The following is a 21,477-nucleotide window of genomic DNA, read 5'->3' on the forward strand; positions in this document are numbered from 1 at the left end:
ACCGTTCGCGAGCCAGTCTCAAATACCCAACCGATCAGGCCATCCCGAAGGCGGCCTCGATCTCGGCGAGTGTCGCGTCGGTCTTGAACGTCGTCCCGCCGTAGTGAGTCCGGGAGGCGGCGTGGCCGGCCGCCCGCAGCGTCTCCAGGAACTCGTCCATCCCGATCGCCGGTTCGTTCCAGCGGCGGTAGAGTCCGTGCTGGTCGTAGTGAGTCGGGGTGGCGAGTTCGCTCTGCAGGCGGTCGAGCAAGCGCTCGGCCCGTGTCGCCGTCCCCATCGACTCATCGAGGGCGGCGATAGTGGCCCCAACAAAGTCATCCTCGTGGGTCGGCCCGAGCCAGAGCGGCCCCGCAGTCACGACCGCGTCGCTCCCACAGTGCGGACACGTCTCGGGCGGGTGCGAGATGAGTCCCGATTCGGTCTCACGAGCGTTGCAGTTCCGGCAGTGATGCACGAATCCGAGTTCGTCGATCGCCGCGTTCGCATCCGTCGCCCGATGGGACAGTTCGAGGTAGGTCCGGACGTAGTGGTCCGAGACGTGGCTCAGGATCGGGGTGACACCGACGTCGTAGCGAGCGGCGGTGCGGGCAAGCGCGCCAAGGAGGATGCGAAGCCCCATCTCGGCGTGATACTCGGTGTTCCGTGGAACCGCACTGTAGCGACGCACCCCGCTCTCGAAGTGCGCGCCACAGAGCGGCGCGGTATCGGTCGCAGTTACCGCGACCAGGTTGCGAGCGTTCGCGAAGGCCGCATCAGCAAACGGGATTGGCGAGCCAAACGGGTCCAGGTCCACCACGTCGAAGAGTGTTCCCTGGTCGTGGAGCAACGCGTTCGCGTCGCGGTGGTAGACAGTCCCGTCCAGGTCGTTTGTGGCCAGGTTCTCGCGAGCCAGATCGACGGCGTCGGGATCCACGTCCGCAAGCGAGACGTCCCACCCGGCGGCCGCCGCCCGGACCCCGCGGATTCCGCTGGCAGCCGTCGCGTCGAGGTAGGTGCCCACGCGGGGCTCCCGCTCACGGTAGGCGGTGAGGGCCGCAATCGTGATGTCCCGGTTCAGCTCCTGGTCGGTGTTGAAGAAGACGGCGTCGGACCGGCCCGCGTCGGGTTGCTCGGGGACCGCGACGGTGACCTGGCCCTCGGTTCGGTTCATACCCCGATTCCGGGCGACACCGTGAAAAGCCGCCCGGGGCAAACGGACAGCCTTTCACTCCCGGGGTCGAATGACCGGTGTGGATTCGCCAGCCGACTGGCGGGCAGCCCTCGCCGAGACCGGCGAGCTCACCCCCGAGATCACGAGCGCGATCCTCGACGCCCACGGGGACCGCGGCAAGCGGGCCATCGAGGCGGTCACGGAGTCCCGGGTGAAGGCCTACCGAGACTTCACGGTCGTGGTGGGCCACGGCGACGAGTACATCGTCGAGGACGACGGGTGTACCTGCGAGGACGCCACGTACAATCTGGACGAGGAGGATCCTGCGGCCCTCTGCTGGCACGCCATCGCGGTGGCGATCGCCGAACGCATCGACGCCGTCGATCACCACGACATGTGGTACGCCGACGTCCGGGAGTTCGTCTAGGCGTCGGCCGCGAAGGCCACGAAGTTCTTCAAGAGTCGCAATCCGATCTCGCCGCTTTTCTCCGGGTGGAACTGGGTCCCGATGACGTTTCCGGCCTCGTTCGCGATGACCGCCGGGAACTCCACGCCGTACTCGCTTGTTACGAGAATCGAATCCGTATCCTCCGGAACGCCGTAGTAGGAGTGCACGAAGTAGGCGTACCCGCCGTCGATGCCCTCGATTACGGGGTGGGATCGTTTCACGTCGAGTTCGTTCCAGCCCATATGCGGGATCTTCAGGTCGCCGCGGAACTTCACGTTCCGGCCGGGGACCAGATCCAGGCCCGTCACGTCACCCTGTCCCGCCCGGTCGGCCTCCTCGCTCGTCGTCAACAACATCTGCATCCCTAGACAGATACCCAAAATTGGCTGTCCAGCCGCGGCTGCCTCTAGCAGTGCCTCCCGGAACGGGCCAGCGTTCTCCATCCCGTCGCCGAAGGCACCGACGCCGGGGAGGATGACGCCATCAGCCGACTGGATGGCCTCGGGGTCATCGACGATCCGAACTGTCGCACCCGCTCGCTCCAGGCCGCGGGTCACGCTGCGCAGGTTCCCCAGGCCGTAATCGAGCACCACGATGTCGGCCGCCGGGGCCTGGCCTCCCGTGGATGTATCCATACCCGTGTGTGCGGGGGTCACGGATTAGACCCTTTCCATTACCGCAACCCCGCCACGAGTTCGGTCGCCTCGTCGATCACCGCCTCGAAGGTCTCCCGAGTGCTGGGATCGTACAGGGTCGCCGCGGGGTGAAGCCCGATAAGGACCCGGTAGGCCGTCCCGTCGATCGTGATCGACTCGACGCTGCCGGCCTCGTTCGTCACGGCGACCGACCGACCCAGGAGATGTTCGCTCGGCACTTTCCCGAGCGTGACGATCACGGCTGGATCCACGCCCGCTACCTCCCGCTCCAGGTGGGGCCGGCAGTTCGCCAGTTCGGTCGCGGTCGGGTCCCGATTCTCCGGCGGGCGGCACTTGACGGCGTTCGTGATCCGGACGGTCTCCCGGTCGAGCCCGTACTCTGCCAGGACCGAATCGAGGATCTCGCCGCTGCGGCCGACGAATGGCTCGCCTTCGATGTCCTCCTGCTCGCCCGGTGCCTCGCCAACGAAGAGGAGGTCCGCGTCCCCCGGCCCGACACCGTTGACGATCTGGGACCGGGACTCGACCAGGTCCGCACACCGTTTGCAATCGGTGACGTCGATCGTTCCCTGTTCGCTCATACGGAGTCCTCGATCGACGGCCCAATCAACGCCCGGATTCGTCGGTCCCGCCACGCTGTTCTTCCCTGCGGAATCGGTCCACCCCCCGGGCCGCAAGTCGAGCCACCCGCAACGGTTCGGGTCGGCCCCCAGTGGGCGTGAACGCGGTCATAACGGTCTCGGGGGCGTCCGAGAGGCCGACGCTCCTGACATAGCGGGTCTGTTCGTTCACCGTCACCGCCACTCGCTCCGGCTGGGCCCGGTAGCGGTCGAGCCGGCGTGTCAGTTCGGACCCCTCGAAGGCCGCCCGAAGGGCCGGTTCGAGCCCGGGGCTCGCCTCGAAGGAGACCGAGAGAACGGGTCGATCGACCGCGCGATGGATCGCCCGCAGGTCCAAAATGTTGTACCAGGCCGGGGCGATGCCGGCGAGAAAGAGATACTGGACGTCCTCGCGGTCGAGTGTTGAGTACAGTTCGATCACCGCGTCGGTGGCGTCCAGTCCGCCGACCCGACACGTTTCGAAGGCAAAGCCGTCGACGGTCCGCGAGGGGGTGACCACGGCCCCGCCGAGGACCGACTGGTCCCGTTCGTAGGACTCGGCGACCCCGAGGGCCCGAACGCCGGGCTTCACTCCTTGATGTCTTCGAGTTTGTCCAACAGCTCGTCGTTCGACGCGCCGATCTCGAAGTCGACCTCGCCGTCGTGGGTGGCTTCGGAGGTCGATACACCATCCTCGTCATCGAGGTCCTCGGAATCGAGCTCCTGTCGTTCCTGTTCCGATTCGTCGTAGCTACCAAATCCCATCGTATGTTGTGTTATTCGCGCACGACACAAAAAGGACCCGCCACAGTACCCAGGTTCTTGACCGGGGCCGTCCTCCAGGCGGATATGGACGTTCGCAATTTGACTGCCGACGCCGCGGTGTTCACCGCGAACGCGTATCTAATCCAGGGAGAGAGAAACAGCCTCGTGGACGTGGGTGCGATGCCAGGGATGGTCGATACCCTCCAAGAACAGGTCGCCACGCTCGACTCGGTGTTTCTCACCCACCGACACGACGACCACGTCGACCGCCTGGAGACCGTTCGAGCCGCCTTCGACCCGACCGTCTACGCGGCCGATTCCGGACCGGAAGCGGCCACCGTGCTGGCGGATGGCGACCAAGTTTCGATCGGTGGCGAGGCCTTCGAGGTCGTTGAGACTCCCGGGCACGCGCCGGACCACCTCGCGTTCGTCGGCGACATGGCTGTTTTCACCGGTGACATCGTCGTCTACAGCGACGAGGCCTTCGAGGACGGCAGTTTCGGCCGCACGGACATCCCGGGGGCCGACCGGGAGACCCTCGTGAAAAGTATCGACCGCCTGCTCGGTCGGTTGCCAGCCACCGTGAAATCGCTCTATCCGGGCCACGGACCGGCGTTTGCCGGTGACGTGCGAACGGTCATCGAGCGCGCTCGCGGGCGGGCCGCCCGGGGCGAGCCGAAGTATCCCGAGTGATTCCGGACAGCGGTGTCAGTCCTGCGGATCGCTGTCGGGGCACCCGTTCGGAAACGAGAGGTGGCGGATTAGGTCGCGCGGCGTTCCTTGGCCTTCGGGCGCAAGTTCTTGTAGCCACACTTGCGACAGCGCTCGGCACGCTCGGGGTTTCGGGCGTTACACCGCATGCAGACCTGGGTGCCCAGAAGCCGGTCCTCGATCGAGAGGTGCTGTGTCATGTCCGGCTATTCGCCGGTGGTGGCTAAAAGGTGTTCGACTCAGCGATCCAGATACTCGTTCTGGACCGCGACGACCCCCGCGGAGTCCGTACACTCGGCGTACCGCTCCAGGGGCTCCTCGTTGAGGTCCAGGAAGGTCTGGCCCCAGCGGAACTTCGAGAGCAAGAATTCGGCCTGCTCGCGCTCCCCGAGGATGACGAGTGCGCCGGCGAAAGCCTCGACGGTGGTGAGCTGATAGGGGTTCCCGTAGTTCACCGGGTTCCCGGCCAGCATGAAGGGCAGTGCCCGGTGGATGCCATCGATCTCGAACTGCTCGGCCGAGGCCGACTCCCAGGAACTGTCCATCGCCACGAGCGTATCCGTCGACTCGCGGTCGGCCGGGGAGAGAGCCTTGTCCGCGAAGGGGTCGAGGACGAGTCCGTAGGGAACAGACCGTTTCACCGAGTGAAGCGTGGCGAGATCGAAGCGTTCGAGCTTCTTCGCCGTGCACTTCTGCGGGTCGTCGTCGCCCTCGTATCGAACGTGCAGGTCCACACCCGGGATAGACGGGGGTCGGTCAAAAGGCTCCCGAACGGCCGGCTTTTTGGGCTGGCGCACCCAGGGTTCGTATGACCGAATCCCAGGACGGACCGGCGCTGGCTCGGGAGTACTACCGGGCCATCGACGCCGGGGAGTACGACGCCCTGCAGGCGGTGCTCGCACCCTCGTTCACCCACGAACGGGGCGATCGGACGTTTGCGGGCCGCGAGGAGTTTCTCACCTTCATGGCCGAAAAACGTCCGGAGACCGAGACGACACACGAGATCGAGCAGGTTTACACCGGCCCGGGTGGCGTCGCCGTCCAGGGACGGCTCTTTCACGGAGACGGCACACCCTTCTTCCGGTTCGTCGATGTCTTTCAGGTCGCCGACCGGCTCACACACCTGGTGACCTACAGCGCGAGCCGGTGACAGCAATTCTCCGGGCAAGCGAAGGGTACTTTCACGCCGTTCGATACCACTCTTTATGAGCTTCACGGACCAGCTCTCGCGAGTCGCCAGATTCGCGAGCAAGTACTTCGTCGTCTGGGTGGTCGCTGCCGCGGCACTGGGCCTGTGGCAACCGGCGACCTTCGTTCCGATCCTGAACTACGTCAACCCCCTGCTGGGGCTCATCATGCTCGGCATGGGCCTGACACTCACCCCGGCGGACTTCAAACGGCTGGTGGAGCGACCCGTCGACGTTGGCATCGGTGCAGTGACCCAGTGGCTGGTGATGCCGCTTGCGGCCTACCTGCTCTATCTCGCCTTCAACCTGCCCGAGGCCATCGGCGTCGGCCTCATCCTCGTGGGCGCGGCCCCCGGTGGAACCGCCTCGAACGTGATGACCTACCTCGGCCGGGGCGACGTCGCGCTCTCGGTTGCCATCACGACCGTGACGACCCTGGCCGCGCCGATCGTCATGCCGGCCTGGACCCTGGTGATTCTGGGCCAGGGCATCGACGTGACCTTCATGGAGATGTTCACGAACATCGTCCAGATCGTCATCATCCCGGTCGTGCTCGGGTTCGCCCTGCGCTATCTTCTCGATCGGGCCGCCCCGGCGGTGGCCGAGATCGGGATGGACGTCTTCCCCGTGATCAGCGTCGGGGCCATCGCCGCCATCGTCGCCGGCGTGGTCGGCGCGAACGTCGAAAGCATCCTCACCGCCGGTGCCCTCGTGCTGGCTGCCGTCATCCTGCACAACGGGATCGGGCTGGGAGCCGGCTACGGCGTGGGCAAAGCCGTCGGCATGTCGACCGACCGAGTCCGGGCGACGAGTTTCGAAGTCGGACTCCAGAACAGTGCGCTCGCGGTGGCACTCGCGACCAGCCTCTTCGACCCGGCAGCGGCGTTGATTCCGGCGCTCTTCAGCGTCTGGCACAACGTCAGCGGGCCGGCCCTGGCGAGTTTCTTCGCCTGGCAGGACGATCAGGCGGCGACAAAAGAGCCGTCACCGACGACCGCCGACTAGTCCCGGTCGCCAGCGCCTAACGCGCTCTCGCCGACCGGATCGTGGCCGTCGATGACTTCCTGGCCGTCCAGGTAGGGTCGGAGGGCCTCCGGCACGGTGACGGTGCCGTCCTCGTTCTGGTAGTACTCCAGGATCGCGACGACGACCCGTGGGAGGGCCACGCCGGACCCATTGAGCGTGTGGACGTACTCCGCGGACTCGTGGCGCTCGGGCCGGTACCTGATCCCCGCCCGGCGGGCCTGGAAATCCTTGAAATTCGACACCGAGGAGACTTCGAGCCAGCGACCGCCACGATCGGGGCCGTCGGCCATGTCATCGGCCGGGGCCCAGACCTCGATGTCGTACTTCCGGGCCTGGGTGAAGCCCATATCGCCCGTACACATCTCCAGCACTCGGTAGGGGAGCCCGAGACGTTCGAGGACTTCCTCGGCCTCGTTGAGGAGCCCGTGGAGGCGCTCGTCGCTCTGTTCTGGTTCGACGAAGTTCACGAGTTCGACCTTGTTGAACTGGTGGACCCGGACCATCCCACGGGTCTCGGTGCCGTGTTCGCCGGCCTCGCGCCGGAAGTTCGGCGTGTAGGCCTGATGTTTGATCGGGAGATCCTCCTTGAGGAGGATGTCATCGGCGTACATGTTCGTGACCGGCACCTCCGCCGTCGGGAGCAACCAGAGGTCGTCATCGTCGTAGGGCTCCTCGTTGGAGCCACCCAGGCGGTAGGCGTCCTCGACGAACTTCGGGAACTGCCCGGTCCCTCGCATGGACGCGGAGTTGACCGGGATGGGCGGGAAGACCTCCTGGTAGCCCTGCTCGCGGTGGATATCCCGCATGAACTGGATGAGTGCGTGTTCCAGTCGAGCGCCGTCCCCCTTGAGGAAGTAAAAGCCACCACCAGACACCTTCGCGCCGCGTTCGAAGTCGAGGATGTCCAGGTCCTCGCCCAGGTCGTAGTGGGGAATCACCTCCCCTGGCAGGTCCCGCAAGTCGTCAAACCCCTCCCGACGGGCCTCGATGTTGTCCGACTCGTCGTCCCCGATAGGCACGTCATCGTCGGGAATCATGGGCACCTCGAGGAGGCGGGATTCGAGTTCGGCTTCGAGTTTCTCGGCCTGTTCCTCGACTTCCTCGAGTTCCGCTTTCAGTTCAGTAGAGCGCTCGATCGCCTCCTCGGCGGCCGCCTCGTCGCCGGCCTGTTTGTGCTCGGCGACCGCGTCGCTGACCTCGTTGCGTTCGTGGCGCAGCTCGTCCCCGCGGGCCTTGAGTTCCCGCCACTCCGCGTCGATTTCGAGGATGTGGTCCAGGTCCACACCTTCCACACCCTTGTTCTCGATCGCCTCCCGGACCACGTCCGGATGCTCCCGGACGAACTGCCTGCTCAACATGGGCGTGGCTATTCCCGCGGACCGGATAACACTATTGGGTGGCCCACCCACCCATGGAGTCCGTCGACGGGCCAGGGATACCAATACTTCAAGCCGGAGGGTGACAAATTCGGAACTATGACACGATCGGCGGGGCCGATCGGGGGCCCGCGACCACGATGACCGGGACGTCGGCCATGACGGCCGGGTTCGGGGCCGTCAAGCTCGCCTACGTCGCCGCCTTCGCGGCCGCCGCGATACTCACGTTCGGAAGTCTGGCCCGGATCGGAGACGTGCAGGACGCGGACACCCGGCGCGGACTGGCCTGGCTCCTGGCCGGGAGCGGGAGCTGGGCAGCGAGTACCGTCGGCTTCCTCCTGGCACCGGGCCCCACCCTCTCGGTCGCCTTCCACACGATCGGACTCGTTATCGGCCTGAGCACCGTCGGGGCCTGGCTGTACTTCACCTCGGCGTACACCAGCCGGAGCGTTCATCGAAATCCCACGTTACGGCGGATCGCCCTGGCCGTGTTCCTCCTCGTCGTCGCCGTGAAGGTCACCAACCCGATCCACGGGCTCTACTACGGCATCGAGGTGGTCCAGACGCCGTTTCCCCACGTCGCCATCCAGAACGGCGTGCTCCACTGGACAGTCATGGGGGCCTCCTATGCCCTCTCGGCGATCGGCTACTTCATGCTCTTCGAGCGGTTCGAGGCGGTCAGCTTCGACACCACACCACTGCTGGTGCTCGTCGGCCTGACCGGCCTGCCGATCGTCCTCGACATTGCAGGGTTCACCAGCCCGGCCCTGATCGACGTCACCTACGAGCCGATCGGCGTGGCGGTGTTCGCCACGGGCCTGTTTTTCGTCTTCCTGGATCAGTTCCAGGCGGTGCGGGTCGCGGGCGAGCGCGACGATCCGGTGGTCGCCCTGGACACCGACGATCGGATCCACCAGTTCAACCAGGCGGCCGAACAGGTATTCCCCGACCGCCTTCGGGGAGCAATCGGGGAGCCCCTGGAGTCGGTCTTCCCGGATCTCGCCGCGAGTAGCGAGGAGAAACAACTCGTCGAAGTCACGGACACGAGTGGTCCCCAATACTACCGCGTCGCGACGACACCCTTTACCGGCGCCCAGACGCATCTTGGCCGCCTGCTGGTGTTCACGGACGTGACCCAGGAGGAGCGGGCCCGCCGGAAGCAGGCCCGCCAGAACGAACGGCTCGATCGGTTCACCAGCACGGTCTCACACGACCTCCGGAACCCGCTCACCGTCGCCCGGGGCCGACTCGAAATCGCCGCCGAGGAGACCGACTCCGAACACGTCGAGACGGCCCTCTCGGCCCTGGAACGCATGGAGACCATGATCGAGGACCTCCTCGATCTGGCCCGTCACGGCCAACCCATCGACGAGACCGAGCCGGTCTCGCTGTCGACGGCCGCCAGGGATGCCTGGGAGATGGTCAAGACCCGCGAGGCGACGCTCGAGGTCGCCGGCGAGCGCACCTTCGAGGCCGACCCGGATCGGCTGGCGAGCCTGTTCGAGAACCTCTTCCGCAACGCCGTCGAGCACGCCGGGCCGGACGTGACGGTGACCGTCGAACCGATCGAGGAGGGGTTCGCCGTCGGCGACGACGGGCCCGGCATCCCGCCCGAGGAGCGATCGAAGGTCCTGGAGTCCGGCTACTCGACCGCCGACTCGGGGACGGGCTTTGGACTGGCGATCGTCTCGGAGGTTGCAGACGCTCACGGCTGGTCGGTCCAGGTGACAGCAAGCGAGGCCGGTGGGGCCCGCTTCGAGTTCAGCGGCGTGAACTAGTCCAGCCGCGCCCGCAGATCCGCGAGTAGCTCGGTCGGTGGGTCGGAACTCGGGAGTTGCACGGTCTCTTCCTCGGCTGTATCGGGCACGTCGATGACGAACTCGCCGTCCTCGTAGGCCACCGATTCGATCGTTCCGTAGTCGAGGGTTCGCACCAGTACCGGCTCGGTTCCCACCGTCCCCTTCAGGAACATCAGATCGAGGGTCGTCTGATCGTAGATCCAGACCGCGTCCTCGCCCACCCCCACCATGGCCGCCTCGACCTTGGTCGGGGCCTCGACGAACGGGAGCCGGTCAGCCGGGACAGAAACCAGGCGATAGACCGTCGCCGACTCGTCCATCCCGGCCGCTTCGAGGACCGCCGGACCGAATTGTTCGACGTCGGACAGATATCCCGCTTTGACCGTGTCGTAGTTCCGGTTGATGTACCGCATCCCCTGGTACCAGATCGGCACGGCCACGACGAGCGCGAGGGGGGTGAGCCAGGACCCGAGCCCGAAGTAATAGCCCATTCCGCCGAGCAGGAAGACGATCATCGCCGGGCCGACGACTGGGTGCCACCCCCAGACCCACCGGAGCAAGGAGAGTTCGTCTTTTGCCGTCCGGAAGGCGGATTCGGTTTCGGTCATGATTCGAGGGCGGGGCGTCGCCCGGTCCCGGACCGACGCGGTGTGTCTACCGTCATCTACCGGAGGTGGGACACGCGGGAAAAAATACGTTCCGACGGGGCGGCGTTACTCCAGCCCGAGGTCTTCGAGCGAGTGGGTGTGCTGCCACGCGCCGGCCACACTCTCGATATCGAATTTGACGACGCCGTCGGTGAGTTCCAGCCGTACCATCTCCTCGCCGATCTCGGTGTCGTGGAGGTGCAGTTCCAGCGGCGCGTCGAACTCGGCGACGGCGACCATCAGTTCGCCGTTCTTCTCAAGCATCGCTTGCAGGTCTTCTGCGTTCATGTGCGTCTCTTAGTAGTGGGACCACCCCCAAGAAGGTTGCGACCGGGGCGAACTGTCGGGCCGAAAATTCGGCCGAGACAGGCGATTTCGCGGCTGGTCTCGGGTCGTGGAGAACGACCGCGCCGGTCCTCGAACGGGGCAGACTGTCGGCTCCCTGACTACGGCCGGCCCGTGGCGTGGAACCTTTATAGCGGTCGCGGTAACCGGCCGGTATGCGCAGCCACCTCGACCGACTGACCCCAGGGGTGGTGCTCGTCGGGCTCACGGTGCTCGGGCTCGTTGTCCGCCTGGTCGGACTCGGGGCCCGGGTGGCCCACCAGGACGAGGCCCGGGTGGCCAGCTGGATTCTCCACTACGTGGCCGTCGACGCCTGGGAGTACCGGCCGATCATCCACGGCCCCTTCCTGCCGCACGTCAACGGCGCCGTCTTCGAACTGCTCGGCCCCAGTGATTTCTCCATGCGCCTGGTCGTCGCCGTGGTCGGGGGCCTGCTCCCGCTCTCGGCCTGGCTCCTCCGGGCTCGACTCCGTGATCGCGAAGTGCTCTTCCTGGGGGCGCTGCTCTCGTTCAACCCGATCTTAATCTACTACTCCCGGTTCATGCGCAACGACGTGTTGCTCGGGGCCTTTGGCTTTCTCGCCGCCGCCTTCGTGGTCCGAGCGATCGACACCAATCGAAGCCGGTATCTCTTCGGGGCGGCCATCGCCTTCGGGCTGGCCCTGACGACCAAGGAGAACGCGCTGCTCTACCCGGTGACCTGGGCCGGCACGCTCGTGTTGCTCCTCGATCACCGGCTCGTTCGCTCCCGGTACGACGGCGGTTGGTGGGACACACTCCGGGGGATCAGCAAGCGAGTCCTCCGGGCACTCTGGCGGACCAAGTATTCGATCGCCGGGAGCCTGTTCGCCCTCCTCGTGATCGTCGTCGCGTTCTACGCGCCCAAACCCGAGTTCTATCAGGCGCTTTTGGCCCCCAGCCAGTTGCCAGCCGTGCTCGAGACGGCCACGCTTGGCACCTGGGAGAAGTTCGCCGAGCTCTGGGGCAGTACCGGCATGCAGGAACACTTCTATGTCACCTTCCTCCTCCACCTGCTGGGAGTCGTGGCCGTCGGGGGCCTCACGACGATGGTGTTTGCCGCGATCGGCTTTCTCGCGGATCGGTACGGGAATCGATATCCCAGAGACCTGGTCGCGGTCGGCTTCTTCTGGGGACTGGCGAGTCTCCTCGGGTACCCCATCGTGTCGGACATCAAAGCGGGCTGGACGGCCGTGCACGTCCTGATCCCCCTGACGATCCCGGCCGCGGTCGGGCTCTCGGTCGTGTTGGATCGAGCCGAACTGGCGCTTCGACGGAATCAGCGACAGACGGCGGCCGTTGCGGTCGTCCTGTTGCTCGGAGCCGCCACCGTGCTTGCGGGCAGCGGCGTGGCGATCAACGCCGTCTACCCGGCCGACGACCGCAACCCCGTCGTGCAGTACGCCCAGCCGGCCGGGGACATGAAGCCCACGCTCGAAGAGATCGAGACGATCGCGGCCGAGAACGAGGGAATCGACGTCATGTTCTACGGCGAGGAGTTCTACACGCCCAACGAGACCGAACAGGGAGCCAGCCTCGACATCGAGACCGGCGGGTACGCGGGCTGGTTCGATCGGTTGCCTCTCCCCTGGTATCTGGAGCAGTACGACGCCCGCGTCGGGAGCACGGAAGATCCCGCGGCAATCGCCGAACACGACCCACCGGTGATCATCACGCTGGAGGAGGAGACCGGGACCTTGCAGGGAGAAATCGAGGGCTACGAGAAGACCATCCATCAGGGGTACCTCCACGATCGGCCGATCGTCTTCTACGTCCGCTCTTGACCCCCTCCCACGACTGAAGTCGTGGGCTCTCTCCTGTGCTCTCTGTAGTGTCGATGCTCTTTTCCGTCGAGGCCGGGTAGTTCTGTAAGATGGAAAACCGGCAGCTAGACGTCGTCGAGGTGTTGCTCACCGGGATCTGTTATGACCGGAACCCGAAACTCGACGAGAACGACCTGCCCCCCGCGATCCGGACGGCCCTCTGGTCCGGCGACGGTGTGCGACGACCGCCGAAACCCGACGAGGAGGACCTGGCGGCGGCCACCGGCATCGAGGACCCCTGGGCGGAGATCTCCGGGCTCATGTTCACGGACCGGGACACCTTCTCCGGGAGCGTCTCGGTGACCGACGAGGGGATGGCAGAGGAATGGTTCCTGGACCGGGCCGACCGCGAGCGCCTCCAGGCGAACCCGACCCTGGCCTACGAGTACCAGGATCGGGACGCCCTGGATCTGGATTACGAGGCCTCGCGAGCGGCGAACCGGCCAGTGCACGCCGATCCGCAGTACATCGAGTCACAACTGGACTCCTTCTTCGACGAGGACGACGAGGAGATGCTCGACCTCGTGGAGGTGCGGGCCCCGGCGGAGATCGAGATCACCCTGGCGGATCTGGTGTTGACCAAGGACCAGGAGACCGAGGTCCGCAAGGTCGCGAAGGCCATCGAGCACCGGGACTATCTCGCCGAGATCGGCCTGCGCGAGATCGGCAAACTGCTCTTCGTCGGGCCCCCCGGCACCGGGAAGACTTCCGTCGCACGGGGACTGGCCCACCAGCTCGATCTGCCCTTCGTCGAGGTCAAACTCTCGATGATCACCAGCCAGTACCTCGGGGAGACCGCGAAGAACGTCGAGAAGGTCTTCGAGGTGGCAAAGCGGCTCTCGCCCTGTATTCTCTTCATCGACGAGTTCGACTTCGTCGCGAAGACCCGGACGAGCGACGAGCACGCGGCCATCAAGCGGGCCGTCAACACGCTGTTGAAATCGATCGACGAGGTGAGCCTGATCCGGGACGACGTGTTGCTCATCGGCGCGACCAACCACCCGGACGAACTCGACGCCGCCGCCTGGCGGCGCTTCGACGAGATCCTGCATTTCCCCCGCCCGGACGAGTCGATGCGCAGCGGAATCCTCGAACTGGTTACCGCCGACATCGACATCGAGGGCTTCGACCCGGACGAACTGGCCGCCGAAACCGAGGGCCTCACCGGCAGCGACCTCCGGCTGGTACTTCGGGAGGCAGTCCTCTCCGCGCTGGTCTCGGATCGGACGACCCTGACCCAACAGGACCTGCTCGACGCCGTCGAGGAGTTCGAGGAGCGGGACCACATGCGCAACCTGGAGACCATCGAGGAGGCCCTGGACGTCGAGAGCGGGCACGAACACGACCACCCGCCGACGGCATAGATGCAGGTCACCCTCCTGGGGACCGGGGACACCGCCGGCACGCCGGTCCCGCGGTGTGACTGTGCGACTTGTGAGCGGGCCCGGGAGACCGGCCAGCGGCGCTCGCGGTTCTCGGTGCACGTGAAGAACGAACGGACTGGCCAGCGCCTCCTGATCGACGCCAGCCCCGATTTCCGCCAGCAGTTTCTCGACACCGACGTGGCCCTCCCCGACGCGGCGATCATCACGCACGTTCACTTCGATCACCTCGACGGCCTGGGGAACGTCTACCGCCTGCTCGATCGGCTCCCGGTCCATGCCGCCAACGAGACCGACCCCGAGACCGGCGAGTCCGTCGCGGAAACGGTGCGACGGCGCTATAACTACCTGCACCAGGTCGAGGTGTTCCCCGAGACCCCCTTCGAGCCCTTCGAGGCGGCCGGCTTCGAGATCACGCTGGTACCGGTCGTCCACCCGCCGCTTTTGAGCTATGGGCTCCGCGTCGAGGGGGAGGAGGCGGTGCTCTCGCTCACGGGCGATACGAGCTACGCCATCCCGGAGCGCTCCCAGACTGTCCTCTCGGGGGCGGATCTGCTCCTCGCGGAGGCCATCGTCCCGGCGGCGATGTGCGAGAAACACCCGCTGGGTGGCCGTCACCCCGACGAAAACGGCGTCTATCGCTCCTTTGGCACCAAACACATGACCAGGGAAGGCGCCCTGGACATGGCCGAGCGGCTCGACGCCGAGCAGGTTCGACTCGTGCATCTCTCCCATCGCTATCCCGCCGAGCAGGCCTTCGGGCCGAAACTGGGCGTGGACGGCGAGCAGATCGTCCTCTAGCGATTACGCCGCCGGGAGCCAGGCCTGCACCAGTTGGGGGCCGAGCACGCCGACCCCGATCAGAACCGGTCCAGAAAGCTCTGCCGCCTGGCGGGGCCGGCCGGGTCGGGTCGCCAGGGCGTGCGCCGGGCCCGTTCAGCCGTGCGATCCGCCTCGGGAGCGGCGCCCGCCTCGTACCCCGGGCAGTCGACCCCACACTCGGCGGCCGGCTCGACCAGGCGGTCGGCCCAGGCACAGCCGGGCAGTCCATCCGTCCCCGCGACCGACGTCGCCCGGGCGTTCGCACAGGCCGGCAACTCGTAGGTCCGCCAGCCCTTGCCGTACGCTCGCTCGGCGATCCGGCGGCGCTGACGGGCCTTCTGCGCGGTTCCGGCGAAGGCCACGTCGAACTGGCCAGGATGCTCCGCTCGAATCTCGAAGCTCGGTCGATTCGGTTCCAGGGACTTGGCCTCCCGAACGACCTCGATTTCGGGTTCTTCGGGGTCGACCCGCCAGATGCCCACCGGATCGGGTATCCGGTGGCGGTGTGCGCGGGTCACGTGGGAGGCCGTCGCGAGGATCACCCGATCGAGGACCTGCAGGCTCACGTCCCGGCGGAGCTGGGAGGCCAGATCCCCCGGCGTGCCCAGATCCGGCTTGTTCTCGATCCCCACGAGCTCGTCGAACCAGTCCGGGTAGCGGGCGGCCTGCCGGCCGACCAGTCGCCCCTGCTCCCGCGAGAGTTCGAGAAACCCGACCTCGGCCGCCCGTTCGGCGACCCGGCGGGCCGCGGCTGGCGGCGCGTCGATCGACTGGGTGACCGAGCGGGCCGTCCCAACCCCCAGATCGCTCTCGACGACGAGCGGCGGAATGGTCTCGGCTGCAAGATCGAGGCGGGTGTCGAAGTCCGGCCCAGGGCTGACCGCGACCAGGTCCAGAATGCGCTCGCCCGCTCCGGTAACACTGGTTCCGAGCTGCCGGGCGAGAATTCCTGCTTCGGGCCCCGTCGGGAGGCCATCCCGTTCGAGGAGCGCGGCGAGCCGGAGTTCGAAATCGTACTCGCGCACATCCGGGCTACCGGGTGCACGGACAAAACGCTACTGTCCGGCCTACCGTTTCGTGCGGGTATCGATGCCCAGGGGGCGGTACAACAGACAGGTGCGAGTGAATCCCGTTCCGAGCAGCACCAGCCCCACGATGAAGAGCAACACCCCGATCAGTGGGGAAAATGTCGCCTGGCCGAGGGCGCCGATGGCGCCCAGTATCCCGAGCAGCATCCCAGCAGCGAGGCGAAGCGTCCGGTCCGTTTCGCCGACGTTCGGTTCCATAGGCCACCCAAGGAACCGTGATGACTTACCGCTTGGGAGAACGGAGAGTGGGGCCGTGATCCGCTCGAAACAGTAGGTTTATCAGTCGTTCGTTGCGAAAATCGGACAAGATTACTTCGTGACCATGGAAACCGACAACCGACAACCGGAGGTGAACATCGGACTCGTCGGGCACGTAGACCACGGGAAGACCACCCTGGTCCGGGCCCTCTCCGGCGAGTGGACCGACCAGCACTCCGAGGAGCTCAAGCGGGGCATCTCGATTCGGCTGGGATATGCAGACACGACCCTGCGCCGCTGTCCGGAGTGTACGGGCCCCGAGGCCTACACGGTCGAGGAGACCTGCCCGGAACACGACGTCGAGACCGAGGTCCTCCGGACCGTCTCCTTCGTGGACGCCCCTGGCCACGAGACCCTGATGGCGACGATGCTCTCGGGGGCCGCGCTCATGGACGGGGCGGTGCTGGTCGTCTCCGCGACCGAACCGGTCCCACAGCCACAGACCGAGGAGCACCTGATGGCCCTGGACAGCATCGGCATCGAGAACATCGTCATCGCCCAGAACAAGGTCGATCTGGTCGACGCCGAGACCGCTCGTGAGAACTACGAGCAGATCACGGACTTCGTCGCGGGCACGGTCGCCGAAGGAGCCCCGATCGTCCCGATCAGCGCCGAACAGGAGATCAACATCGACCTGATCATCGAGGCCCTCCAGTCCGAGATCCCCACGCCCGAGCGGGACCCCGAGGCCGACGCCCGGATGTACGTCGCCCGGAGTTTCGACATCAACCGCCCCGGCACCGAGTGGGGCGACCTCAGCGGCGGGGTCATCGGCGGCAGCCTGGTCCAGGGGATCCTGGAACAGGACACGGAGCTGGAGATTCGGCCCGGTCGCGAAGTCGAGGAGGGCGGGCAGACCGAGTGGCGGCCCGTGACCTCCACCGTCCGCTCGATCCAGGCCGGCGGCGAGATGGTCGAGTCGGCCGCGCCGGGTGGCCTGCTCGGGGTCGGCACCGGCCTGGACCCGAGCCTGACGAAAGGCGACGCGCTCGCCGGCCAGGTCGCCGGCGAACCGGGCTCGCTCCCGCCGGTCTGGGAGCAGTTCGAGATGGACATCGACCTGCTCGACCGGCTCGTCGGGGCCGAGGAGGACGAGAGCGTCGAGCCGATCAACACGGGCGAACCGCTCATGCTGACCATCGGCACGGCCACCACCGTCGGGGCCGTCACGAGCGCTCGCGGCGGCGAGGCCGAAGTGAACCTCAAGCGCCCGGTCTGTGCCCCCGAAGGGGCGACGATCGCGATCAACCGCCGGGTCGGAACCCGCTGGCGGCTCATCGGTATCGGCACGCTGCGTGGATGAGAGTCGCCATGGACACGAACGCACTGATGATGCCGATCGAGGTCGATCTTCGCGTCTTCGAGGAACTCGACCGGCTGCTCGGGGAGTACACCCCCGTCGTGCCCGCGGCCGTAATCGCCGAACTGGAGTCCCTGGCCGAGTCGGGCGGCACCGCCGGTCGGGCCGCCCAGGTCGGACTCGATCTGGCCGATCGGTGCGAGTCGGTCCAGTCGACAGAATCGTATGCCGATGACGCCCTGGTCGCGCTTGGAACCACCGGCCAAATCGACTCGGTCGTCACGAACGACGCCCCGCTCCGGAACCGTCTGCTCGAGGCGGGCGTTCCGGTAATCCATTTAAGGGGCCGGAATCAACTAACGCGTACTCAACCATAGATGTACAAGCGAGTCAGACTCACAGATACGGTCGAAGTGCCCCCGGAGGCGCTCGACGACGTCACCCCGGATCTCATCAAGCGGCTGCTCCAGGACAAACTGGAGGGGCGGATGGACGAGGAGGTGGGGTCGATCGTCACGGTCACGACTGTCCACGACATCGGCGAGGGTGCGGTCATCCCGAACCGACCAGGTGTCTACTACAAGGCGGAGTTCGACGCTCTGACCTTCGATCCGGAGATGCAGGAGGTCGTCGACGGCGAGGTCGTCGAGGTCGTCTCCTTCGGTGCCTTCGTGGGGATCGGCCCGGTCGACGGGCTGCTCCACGTCTCTCAGATCTCCGATGAATACCTGGCCTTCGACGAGGAGGGCCAGATGCTGGCCTCCCGGGAGTCGAACAACACCCTGGGGGTCGGAGACGCCGTTCGGGGCCGTATCGTCACCAAATCGATCGACGAGCGCAACCCGCGGGAGTCCAAGATCGGCCTCACCGCGAAACAGCCCGGCCTCGGCAAGCACGGCTGGCTCCGCGAGGCCCGACAACAAGAAGAGGCCGCCGCGGAGGGCGAGTAGATGGCCTCGAAACGGCTTGCGTGCCGGGAGTGTCACCACATCGTCTCGGCCGACCAGAACGCCTGCCCCCACTGTGGCTCTTCCAGCCTCACCGAGGACTGGGCGGGCTACGTGGTCATCACCCACCCCGAGCAAAGCGAGATCGCCGAGAAGATGGAAGTGACCGAACCGGGCGAATACGCGCTGAAAGTCCGCTAACCGTGCCGACCGTCGTGGCCCGGTTGCCGGCCGCAAAGCGTCATCACTTCACGGAGCCGCTGGGCCCGCTCTTTACTGACACGGAATCGCTGCTCGAAGCCGCCGGTGAGCCGATCGTCGCGATCGGTGACGTGGTGACCGCACATCTGGGGGCCGCCGGCTGTCAGCCCACTCTCTCGGTCGTCGACGGCCGGACGGAACGGGGGCCGATCCCGGAATGGGTCCAGACGGACCGACCCGCAGCAGCGATCGAGCGACCGGTCGAGAACCCTGCGGGGACGATTACGGCCGAGCTGGTCGACGCGATCGAGGCGGGGCTCGATACGAGCGAACCCACCCGGGTCGTCGTCGAGGGCGAGGAGGATCTGGCCGTGTTACCGGCCGTACTCCTCGCTCCGACGGGGGCGACCGTCGTCTATGGCCAGCCGGGCGAGGGGATGATCGCCGCTGCCGTGGACGGCCCCACCCGGGCACGTTGCCGTGACCGACTCGACCTTTTGGACCACGAGGCGGAGTTCTGGGCGTCGATCCGGTGAGATCGGCCCGCTCTTCGAAATCCTTTTACAGATTTCGGGCTGAGATGGTGGTAACTGACCATGGACATCGAGATACTCGACGAGGAGAAAAACTCGCTCCTCCACCGGACCGACGTGACCTTCGAGGTCACTCACGACGACGCATCGCCCTCCCGCCTCTCCGTGCGCGACAGCCTCGCTGCGACACTCGATCAGGACTCCGACCAGGTCGTCGTCCACAAACTCGACACGAAGTTCGGGATGCGAACGACCGTCGGCTACGCGAAGGTCTATGACAGCCCCGAGGACGCCGCCGAGATCGAGGCCGAGCACATGCTCGAACGCAACAAGATCGGCGTCGAGGACGCCGAGGAAGCCGAGGTGAGCGAGTGATGGCTCGCGGCGATTTCTACGAGGACGGCGAACTCGCGAAGGAACGCTGCCCTCGCTGTGAGGACGCGTTCCTCGCCGACCACGACGACCGCAAGCACTGCGGTCGCTGTGGCTACACCGAGTGGAAGTGACGCGGATCCTCGGCATCGAAGGAACCGCCTGGGCCGCGAGCGCGGCCGTCTACGACGACACGACCGAGCGGCTTTTCGTCGAATCCGACGCTTACCAGCCAGCGAGCGGCGGCATTCACCCGCGTGAGGCGGCCGAGCACATGCGCTCGGCGATCCCCGAAGTAATCGAGACGGCACTCGATCAGGCCGAGGGGCCCATCGACGCGGTGGCGTTCTCACGCGGGCCGGGACTGGGGCCCTGCCTGCGCATCGTCGGCACGGCCGCCCGCAGCCTCGCAGGGACCTTAGATGTGCCCCTCGTTGGCGTGAACCACATGGTCGCCCACCTGGAGATCGGGCGCCATCGCTCGGGGTTCGACTCGCCGATCTGTCTGAACGCGAGCGGCGCGAACGCCCACGTCCTGGGCTTTCGAAACGGTCGATATCGCGTGCTCGGGGAGACCATGGACACCGGGGTGGGCAACGCTATCGACAAGTTCACCCGCCACGTCGGCTGGTCCCACCCCGGCGGTCCCAAGGTCGAGCAGGCCGCCATGGAGGGGTCCTACATCGACTTGCCCTACGTGGTCAAGGGGATGGACTTCTCCTTTTCGGGCATCATGAGCGCGGCCAAGGACGCCTACGACGAGGGCGTCCCGGTCGAGGACGTGAGCGACGCCCTCCAGGAGACCATCTTCGCGATGCTCACCGAAGTCGCCGAGCGCGCGCTCTCGCTCACCGGGCGAAACGAACTGGTGCTCGGTGGCGGGGTCGGACAGAACAAGCGCCTCCGGGAGATGCTCCAGGAGATGGCCGACCAGCGTGGCGCGCGCTTTTTCGCCCCCGAGCCGGAGCTATTGCGGGATAACGCAGGCATGATCGCGGTCCTGGGCGCAACGATGTACGAGGCCGGGGACACCATTCCGATCGCGGACTCGGGCATCGACGCCGATTTCCGCCCCGACCAGGTCCCGGTGACCTGGCGCTCGGAGACGATTCCCGAGCGGGGCGATCGAACCGGTTCGCTCGAAGGCGCGGAAGCCGTGGTGGAAATCGCGGGCGAGACGGTGCGAAAGCGTCGGCGACCGAAGTCCTACCGTCATCCGACCCTGGATGAGCGACTCCGCCGGGACCGGACCGTCCAGGAGGTTCGACTGACCCACGAGGCCCGAACCCTCGGGGTCCCCACCCCGATCGTCCGGGACGTGGATCTCGCCGAGACGACCATCACCTTCGAGCGCGTGGGCGAACGTGATCTGCGGGACGCACTCAGTCCGGATCGCGCGAGAGCGGTCGGGAGCCACCTGGCGAAAATTCATGCGGGCGGGTTCGTCCACGGCGATCCCACGGTGCGCAACGTCAGAGTTCGGGAGGGAGACCCGGAGACGGTGCTCATCGACTTCGGTCTGGGGTATTACACCGACGACGTCGAGGACTACGCGATGGACCTCCACGTCTTCGAACAGTCCCTGGCTGGGACTGCGGACGACCCGGAATCACTCGCCACGGCCGCCGAACGGGGCTACGCCGCGGTCGGCGATTCGGCCGTGATCGATCGGCTCCGTGAGATCGAGGGCCGCGGGCGATACCAGTAGTCGCCACAACAGTTTTGCCCGACGCGGCCGTCAGTTCTGGTATGACCCAGGAAGCCGCCGGGAAGATCTTCGGTATCCCGTACAACTTCGAACGCCCGAGCCTGAAGCGCCTGCTCTCGGCGTACTGGCAACCGGGAAAGGGTATGATCGCCGAGACGCCGTTTGGCATCGGCTACACGCTGAACCTCGCGAACTGGCGGTCCTGGCTGGTGCTGGGCGTGGCCGCCGCGCTCGTCTTCCAGGAACGAAAGGACGAGGAAGAAGCCGAGGAAGCGGTTGACGTCGTCATCGAAGAGTAAACCGGGAACGCTTTTTC

The 21,477-nt window shown here is 66.3% G+C and carries 29 protein-coding genes; 17 read left to right on the forward strand and 12 right to left on the reverse strand.

The window, feature by feature from the left end:
- Positions 1–34: 34 nt before the first annotated feature.
- Positions 35–1,150, reverse strand: a complete 1,116-nt coding sequence (locus HSR6_RS09830) for a tRNA (guanine(26)-N(2))-dimethyltransferase (RefSeq protein ID WP_071933500.1) — start codon at positions 1,148–1,150, stop codon at positions 35–37.
- A gap of 70 nt (positions 1,151–1,220) precedes the next feature.
- Here HSR6_RS09830 and HSR6_RS09835 point away from each other — a divergent pair, with 70 nt between their 5' ends.
- Positions 1,221–1,577 carry a hypothetical protein gene (locus HSR6_RS09835; protein WP_071933501.1) on the forward strand — a complete coding sequence of 119 codons (357 nt, stop codon included), beginning with the start codon at positions 1,221–1,223 and terminating at the stop codon, positions 1,575–1,577.
- On the opposite strand, the gene hisH is transcribed toward HSR6_RS09835, so the two are convergent.
- Genes hisH through HSR6_RS09855 form a run of 4 tightly spaced genes read right to left on the reverse strand, consistent with a single transcriptional unit; the run spans position 1,574 to position 3,618 of the window.
- Positions 1,574–2,233 (reverse strand): imidazole glycerol phosphate synthase subunit HisH, encoded by a 660-nt coding sequence (hisH, locus tag HSR6_RS09840; protein ID WP_070365709.1) that lies wholly within the window; start codon positions 2,231–2,233, stop codon positions 1,574–1,576. The two genes, HSR6_RS09835 and hisH, sit on opposite strands and share 4 nt — an antisense overlap.
- A 38-nt stretch (positions 2,234–2,271) precedes the next feature.
- A complete protein-coding gene (locus HSR6_RS09845) occupies positions 2,272–2,835 on the reverse strand; it encodes a uracil-DNA glycosylase (protein WP_071933502.1) in 564 nt (187 codons plus the stop codon).
- Positions 2,836–2,860: 25 nt separating this feature from the next.
- Positions 2,861–3,445 carry an endonuclease dU gene (locus HSR6_RS09850; RefSeq protein WP_071933503.1) on the reverse strand — a complete coding sequence of 195 codons (585 nt, stop codon included), beginning with the start codon at positions 3,443–3,445 and terminating at the stop codon, positions 2,861–2,863.
- Entirely contained in the window at positions 3,442–3,618 is a 177-nt protein-coding gene (locus HSR6_RS09855) for a DUF5786 family protein (RefSeq protein ID WP_070365712.1), read from the reverse strand. Before HSR6_RS09855 ends, HSR6_RS09850 begins: the two co-directional genes overlap by 4 nt.
- 84 nt (positions 3,619–3,702) lie before the next feature.
- On the opposite strand from HSR6_RS09855, the gene HSR6_RS09860 reads away from it, so the two are divergent.
- Positions 3,703–4,311, forward strand: a complete 609-nt coding sequence (locus tag HSR6_RS09860) for an MBL fold metallo-hydrolase (RefSeq protein WP_071933504.1) — start codon at positions 3,703–3,705, stop codon at positions 4,309–4,311.
- A gap of 68 nt (positions 4,312–4,379) precedes the next feature.
- On the opposite strand, the gene HSR6_RS09865 is transcribed toward HSR6_RS09860, so the two are convergent.
- Both HSR6_RS09865 and HSR6_RS09870 read right to left on the reverse strand, forming a co-directional pair.
- Positions 4,380–4,529, reverse strand: a complete 150-nt coding sequence (locus HSR6_RS09865; protein ID WP_070365714.1) for a 50S ribosomal protein L40e — start codon at positions 4,527–4,529, stop codon at positions 4,380–4,382.
- 39 nt (positions 4,530–4,568) lie between these two features.
- A complete protein-coding gene (locus HSR6_RS09870) occupies positions 4,569–5,063 on the reverse strand; it encodes a DUF367 family protein (RefSeq protein ID WP_070365715.1) in 495 nt (164 codons plus the stop codon).
- A gap of 74 nt (positions 5,064–5,137) precedes the next feature.
- Between HSR6_RS09870 and HSR6_RS09875 the strand changes: the two genes are divergently transcribed.
- Both HSR6_RS09875 and HSR6_RS09880 read left to right on the forward strand, forming a co-directional pair.
- Positions 5,138–5,479 (forward strand): nuclear transport factor 2 family protein, encoded by a 342-nt coding sequence (locus HSR6_RS09875; RefSeq protein ID WP_070365716.1) that lies wholly within the window; start codon positions 5,138–5,140, stop codon positions 5,477–5,479.
- Positions 5,480–5,534: 55 nt separating this feature from the next.
- Complete coding sequence (locus HSR6_RS09880) at positions 5,535–6,521, forward strand: bile acid:sodium symporter family protein (RefSeq protein WP_070365717.1); 987 nt, start codon at positions 5,535–5,537, stop codon at positions 6,519–6,521.
- Here HSR6_RS09880 and serS read toward each other — a convergent pair.
- On the reverse strand, positions 6,518–7,900 hold the full coding sequence (serS, locus tag HSR6_RS09885) for a serine--tRNA ligase (protein WP_071933505.1): 1,383 nt from the start codon (positions 7,898–7,900) through the stop codon (positions 6,518–6,520). The genes HSR6_RS09880 and serS overlap by 4 nt on opposite strands.
- Positions 7,901–8,058: 158 nt before the next feature.
- On the opposite strand from serS, the gene HSR6_RS09890 reads away from it, so the two are divergent.
- Positions 8,059–9,696 (forward strand): sensor histidine kinase, encoded by a 1,638-nt coding sequence (locus HSR6_RS09890; protein WP_233488540.1) that lies wholly within the window; start codon positions 8,059–8,061, stop codon positions 9,694–9,696.
- On the opposite strand, the gene HSR6_RS09895 is transcribed toward HSR6_RS09890, so the two are convergent.
- Positions 9,693–10,325, reverse strand: a complete 633-nt coding sequence (locus HSR6_RS09895; RefSeq protein ID WP_071933506.1) for a hypothetical protein — start codon at positions 10,323–10,325, stop codon at positions 9,693–9,695. The genes HSR6_RS09890 and HSR6_RS09895 overlap by 4 nt on opposite strands.
- 105 nt (positions 10,326–10,430) lie before the next feature.
- Positions 10,431–10,652, reverse strand: a complete 222-nt coding sequence (locus HSR6_RS09900; RefSeq protein WP_070365720.1) for a hypothetical protein — start codon at positions 10,650–10,652, stop codon at positions 10,431–10,433.
- A 212-nt stretch (positions 10,653–10,864) separates the two neighbouring features.
- On the opposite strand from HSR6_RS09900, the gene HSR6_RS09905 reads away from it, so the two are divergent.
- From HSR6_RS09905 to HSR6_RS09915, 3 genes are all read left to right on the forward strand, one after another.
- On the forward strand, positions 10,865–12,511 hold the full coding sequence (locus tag HSR6_RS09905; protein WP_071933507.1) for a flippase activity-associated protein Agl23: 1,647 nt from the start codon (positions 10,865–10,867) through the stop codon (positions 12,509–12,511).
- 89 nt (positions 12,512–12,600) lie between these two features.
- Complete coding sequence (locus tag HSR6_RS09910; RefSeq protein WP_070365722.1) at positions 12,601–13,914, forward strand: ATP-binding protein; 1,314 nt, start codon at positions 12,601–12,603, stop codon at positions 13,912–13,914.
- On the forward strand, positions 13,915–14,733 hold the full coding sequence (locus HSR6_RS09915; RefSeq protein ID WP_071933508.1) for an MBL fold metallo-hydrolase: 819 nt from the start codon (positions 13,915–13,917) through the stop codon (positions 14,731–14,733). It begins immediately after the preceding gene.
- A 59-nt stretch (positions 14,734–14,792) separates the two neighbouring features.
- Here the strand turns inward: HSR6_RS09915 and HSR6_RS09920 are convergent, their stop codons facing one another.
- Positions 14,793–15,779, reverse strand: a complete 987-nt coding sequence (locus HSR6_RS09920; protein WP_070365724.1) for a DUF5787 family protein — start codon at positions 15,777–15,779, stop codon at positions 14,793–14,795.
- Positions 15,780–15,821: 42 nt separating this feature from the next.
- Positions 15,822–16,040, reverse strand: a complete 219-nt coding sequence (locus HSR6_RS09925) for a YgaP family membrane protein (protein ID WP_071933509.1) — start codon at positions 16,038–16,040, stop codon at positions 15,822–15,824.
- A 124-nt stretch (positions 16,041–16,164) separates the two neighbouring features.
- Between HSR6_RS09925 and HSR6_RS09930 the strand changes: the two genes are divergently transcribed.
- Genes HSR6_RS09930 through HSR6_RS09970 form a run of 9 tightly spaced genes read left to right on the forward strand, consistent with a single transcriptional unit; the run spans position 16,165 to position 21,460 of the window.
- A complete protein-coding gene (locus HSR6_RS09930; protein WP_070365726.1) occupies positions 16,165–17,403 on the forward strand; it encodes a translation initiation factor IF-2 subunit gamma in 1,239 nt (412 codons plus the stop codon).
- The gene (locus tag HSR6_RS09935; RefSeq protein ID WP_070365727.1) at positions 17,400–17,777 is read left to right on the forward strand and encodes a PIN domain-containing protein; all 378 of its coding nucleotides are present in this window, start codon (positions 17,400–17,402) and stop codon (positions 17,775–17,777) included. Before HSR6_RS09930 ends, HSR6_RS09935 begins: the two co-directional genes overlap by 4 nt.
- Entirely contained in the window at positions 17,778–18,350 is a 573-nt protein-coding gene (locus tag HSR6_RS09940) for a DNA-directed RNA polymerase (protein WP_070365728.1), read from the forward strand.
- Positions 18,351–18,548 (forward strand): transcription elongation factor subunit Spt4, encoded by a 198-nt coding sequence (gene spt4, locus HSR6_RS09945; RefSeq protein WP_070365729.1) that lies wholly within the window; start codon positions 18,351–18,353, stop codon positions 18,546–18,548.
- A gap of 2 nt (positions 18,549–18,550) precedes the next feature.
- Complete coding sequence (locus tag HSR6_RS09950; RefSeq protein WP_071933510.1) at positions 18,551–19,084, forward strand: GTP-dependent dephospho-CoA kinase family protein; 534 nt, start codon at positions 18,551–18,553, stop codon at positions 19,082–19,084.
- A 60-nt stretch (positions 19,085–19,144) separates the two neighbouring features.
- Positions 19,145–19,456: a 30S ribosomal protein S24e gene (locus HSR6_RS09955; RefSeq protein ID WP_070365730.1), complete on the forward strand. Its 312-nt coding sequence runs from the start codon at positions 19,145–19,147 to the stop codon at positions 19,454–19,456.
- Entirely contained in the window at positions 19,456–19,587 is a 132-nt protein-coding gene (locus HSR6_RS09960; protein ID WP_070365731.1) for a 30S ribosomal protein S27ae, read from the forward strand. The genes HSR6_RS09955 and HSR6_RS09960 overlap by 1 nt, the downstream gene beginning before the upstream one ends.
- Positions 19,578–21,161 carry a bifunctional N(6)-L-threonylcarbamoyladenine synthase/serine/threonine protein kinase gene (locus HSR6_RS09965; protein ID WP_071933511.1) on the forward strand — a complete coding sequence of 528 codons (1,584 nt, stop codon included), beginning with the start codon at positions 19,578–19,580 and terminating at the stop codon, positions 21,159–21,161. The genes HSR6_RS09960 and HSR6_RS09965 overlap by 10 nt, the downstream gene beginning before the upstream one ends.
- A gap of 41 nt (positions 21,162–21,202) precedes the next feature.
- Positions 21,203–21,460 (forward strand): DUF5808 domain-containing protein, encoded by a 258-nt coding sequence (locus HSR6_RS09970; protein WP_071933512.1) that lies wholly within the window; start codon positions 21,203–21,205, stop codon positions 21,458–21,460.
- Positions 21,461–21,477 lie beyond the last annotated feature (17 nt).

The organism is Halodesulfurarchaeum formicicum (assembly GCF_001886955.1).
GTDB classification, from domain to species: Archaea; Halobacteriota; Halobacteria; order Halobacteriales; family Halobacteriaceae; genus Halodesulfurarchaeum; species Halodesulfurarchaeum formicicum.

What these genes read in the sequence shown, in the direction of transcription:
- HSR6_RS09830 (WP_071933500.1), bottom strand. Translation starts at nt 1,150, where the DNA reads ATGAACCGAACCGAGGGCCAGGTCACCGTCGCGGTCCCCGAGCAACCC.
- HSR6_RS09835 (WP_071933501.1), top strand. Translation starts at nt 1,221, where the DNA reads ATGACCGGTGTGGATTCGCCAGCCGACTGGCGGGCAGCCCTCGCCGAG.
- hisH (WP_070365709.1), bottom strand. Translation starts at nt 2,233, where the DNA reads ATGGATACATCCACGGGAGGCCAGGCCCCGGCGGCCGACATCGTGGTG.
- HSR6_RS09845 (WP_071933502.1), bottom strand. Translation starts at nt 2,835, where the DNA reads ATGAGCGAACAGGGAACGATCGACGTCACCGATTGCAAACGGTGTGCG.
- HSR6_RS09855 (WP_070365712.1), bottom strand. Translation starts at nt 3,618, where the DNA reads ATGGGATTTGGTAGCTACGACGAATCGGAACAGGAACGACAGGAGCTC.
- HSR6_RS09860 (WP_071933504.1), top strand. Translation starts at nt 3,703, where the DNA reads ATGGACGTTCGCAATTTGACTGCCGACGCCGCGGTGTTCACCGCGAAC.
- HSR6_RS09865 (WP_070365714.1), bottom strand. Translation starts at nt 4,529, where the DNA reads ATGACACAGCACCTCTCGATCGAGGACCGGCTTCTGGGCACCCAGGTC.
- HSR6_RS09875 (WP_070365716.1), top strand. Translation starts at nt 5,138, where the DNA reads ATGACCGAATCCCAGGACGGACCGGCGCTGGCTCGGGAGTACTACCGG.
- HSR6_RS09880 (WP_070365717.1), top strand. Translation starts at nt 5,535, where the DNA reads ATGAGCTTCACGGACCAGCTCTCGCGAGTCGCCAGATTCGCGAGCAAG.
- serS (WP_071933505.1), bottom strand. Translation starts at nt 7,900, where the DNA reads ATGTTGAGCAGGCAGTTCGTCCGGGAGCATCCGGACGTGGTCCGGGAG.
- HSR6_RS09890 (WP_233488540.1), top strand. Translation starts at nt 8,059, where the DNA reads ATGACCGGGACGTCGGCCATGACGGCCGGGTTCGGGGCCGTCAAGCTC.
- HSR6_RS09895 (WP_071933506.1), bottom strand. Translation starts at nt 10,325, where the DNA reads ATGACCGAAACCGAATCCGCCTTCCGGACGGCAAAAGACGAACTCTCC.
- HSR6_RS09900 (WP_070365720.1), bottom strand. Translation starts at nt 10,652, where the DNA reads ATGAACGCAGAAGACCTGCAAGCGATGCTTGAGAAGAACGGCGAACTG.
- HSR6_RS09905 (WP_071933507.1), top strand. Translation starts at nt 10,865, where the DNA reads ATGCGCAGCCACCTCGACCGACTGACCCCAGGGGTGGTGCTCGTCGGG.
- HSR6_RS09910 (WP_070365722.1), top strand. Translation starts at nt 12,601, where the DNA reads ATGGAAAACCGGCAGCTAGACGTCGTCGAGGTGTTGCTCACCGGGATC.
- HSR6_RS09915 (WP_071933508.1), top strand. Translation starts at nt 13,915, where the DNA reads ATGCAGGTCACCCTCCTGGGGACCGGGGACACCGCCGGCACGCCGGTC.
- HSR6_RS09925 (WP_071933509.1), bottom strand. Translation starts at nt 16,040, where the DNA reads ATGGAACCGAACGTCGGCGAAACGGACCGGACGCTTCGCCTCGCTGCT.
- HSR6_RS09930 (WP_070365726.1), top strand. Translation starts at nt 16,165, where the DNA reads ATGGAAACCGACAACCGACAACCGGAGGTGAACATCGGACTCGTCGGG.
- HSR6_RS09935 (WP_070365727.1), top strand. Translation starts at nt 17,400, where the DNA reads ATGAGAGTCGCCATGGACACGAACGCACTGATGATGCCGATCGAGGTC.
- HSR6_RS09940 (WP_070365728.1), top strand. Translation starts at nt 17,778, where the DNA reads ATGTACAAGCGAGTCAGACTCACAGATACGGTCGAAGTGCCCCCGGAG.
- spt4 (WP_070365729.1), top strand. Translation starts at nt 18,351, where the DNA reads ATGGCCTCGAAACGGCTTGCGTGCCGGGAGTGTCACCACATCGTCTCG.
- HSR6_RS09955 (WP_070365730.1), top strand. Translation starts at nt 19,145, where the DNA reads ATGGACATCGAGATACTCGACGAGGAGAAAAACTCGCTCCTCCACCGG.
- HSR6_RS09960 (WP_070365731.1), top strand. Translation starts at nt 19,456, where the DNA reads ATGGCTCGCGGCGATTTCTACGAGGACGGCGAACTCGCGAAGGAACGC.
- HSR6_RS09970 (WP_071933512.1), top strand. Translation starts at nt 21,203, where the DNA reads ATGACCCAGGAAGCCGCCGGGAAGATCTTCGGTATCCCGTACAACTTC.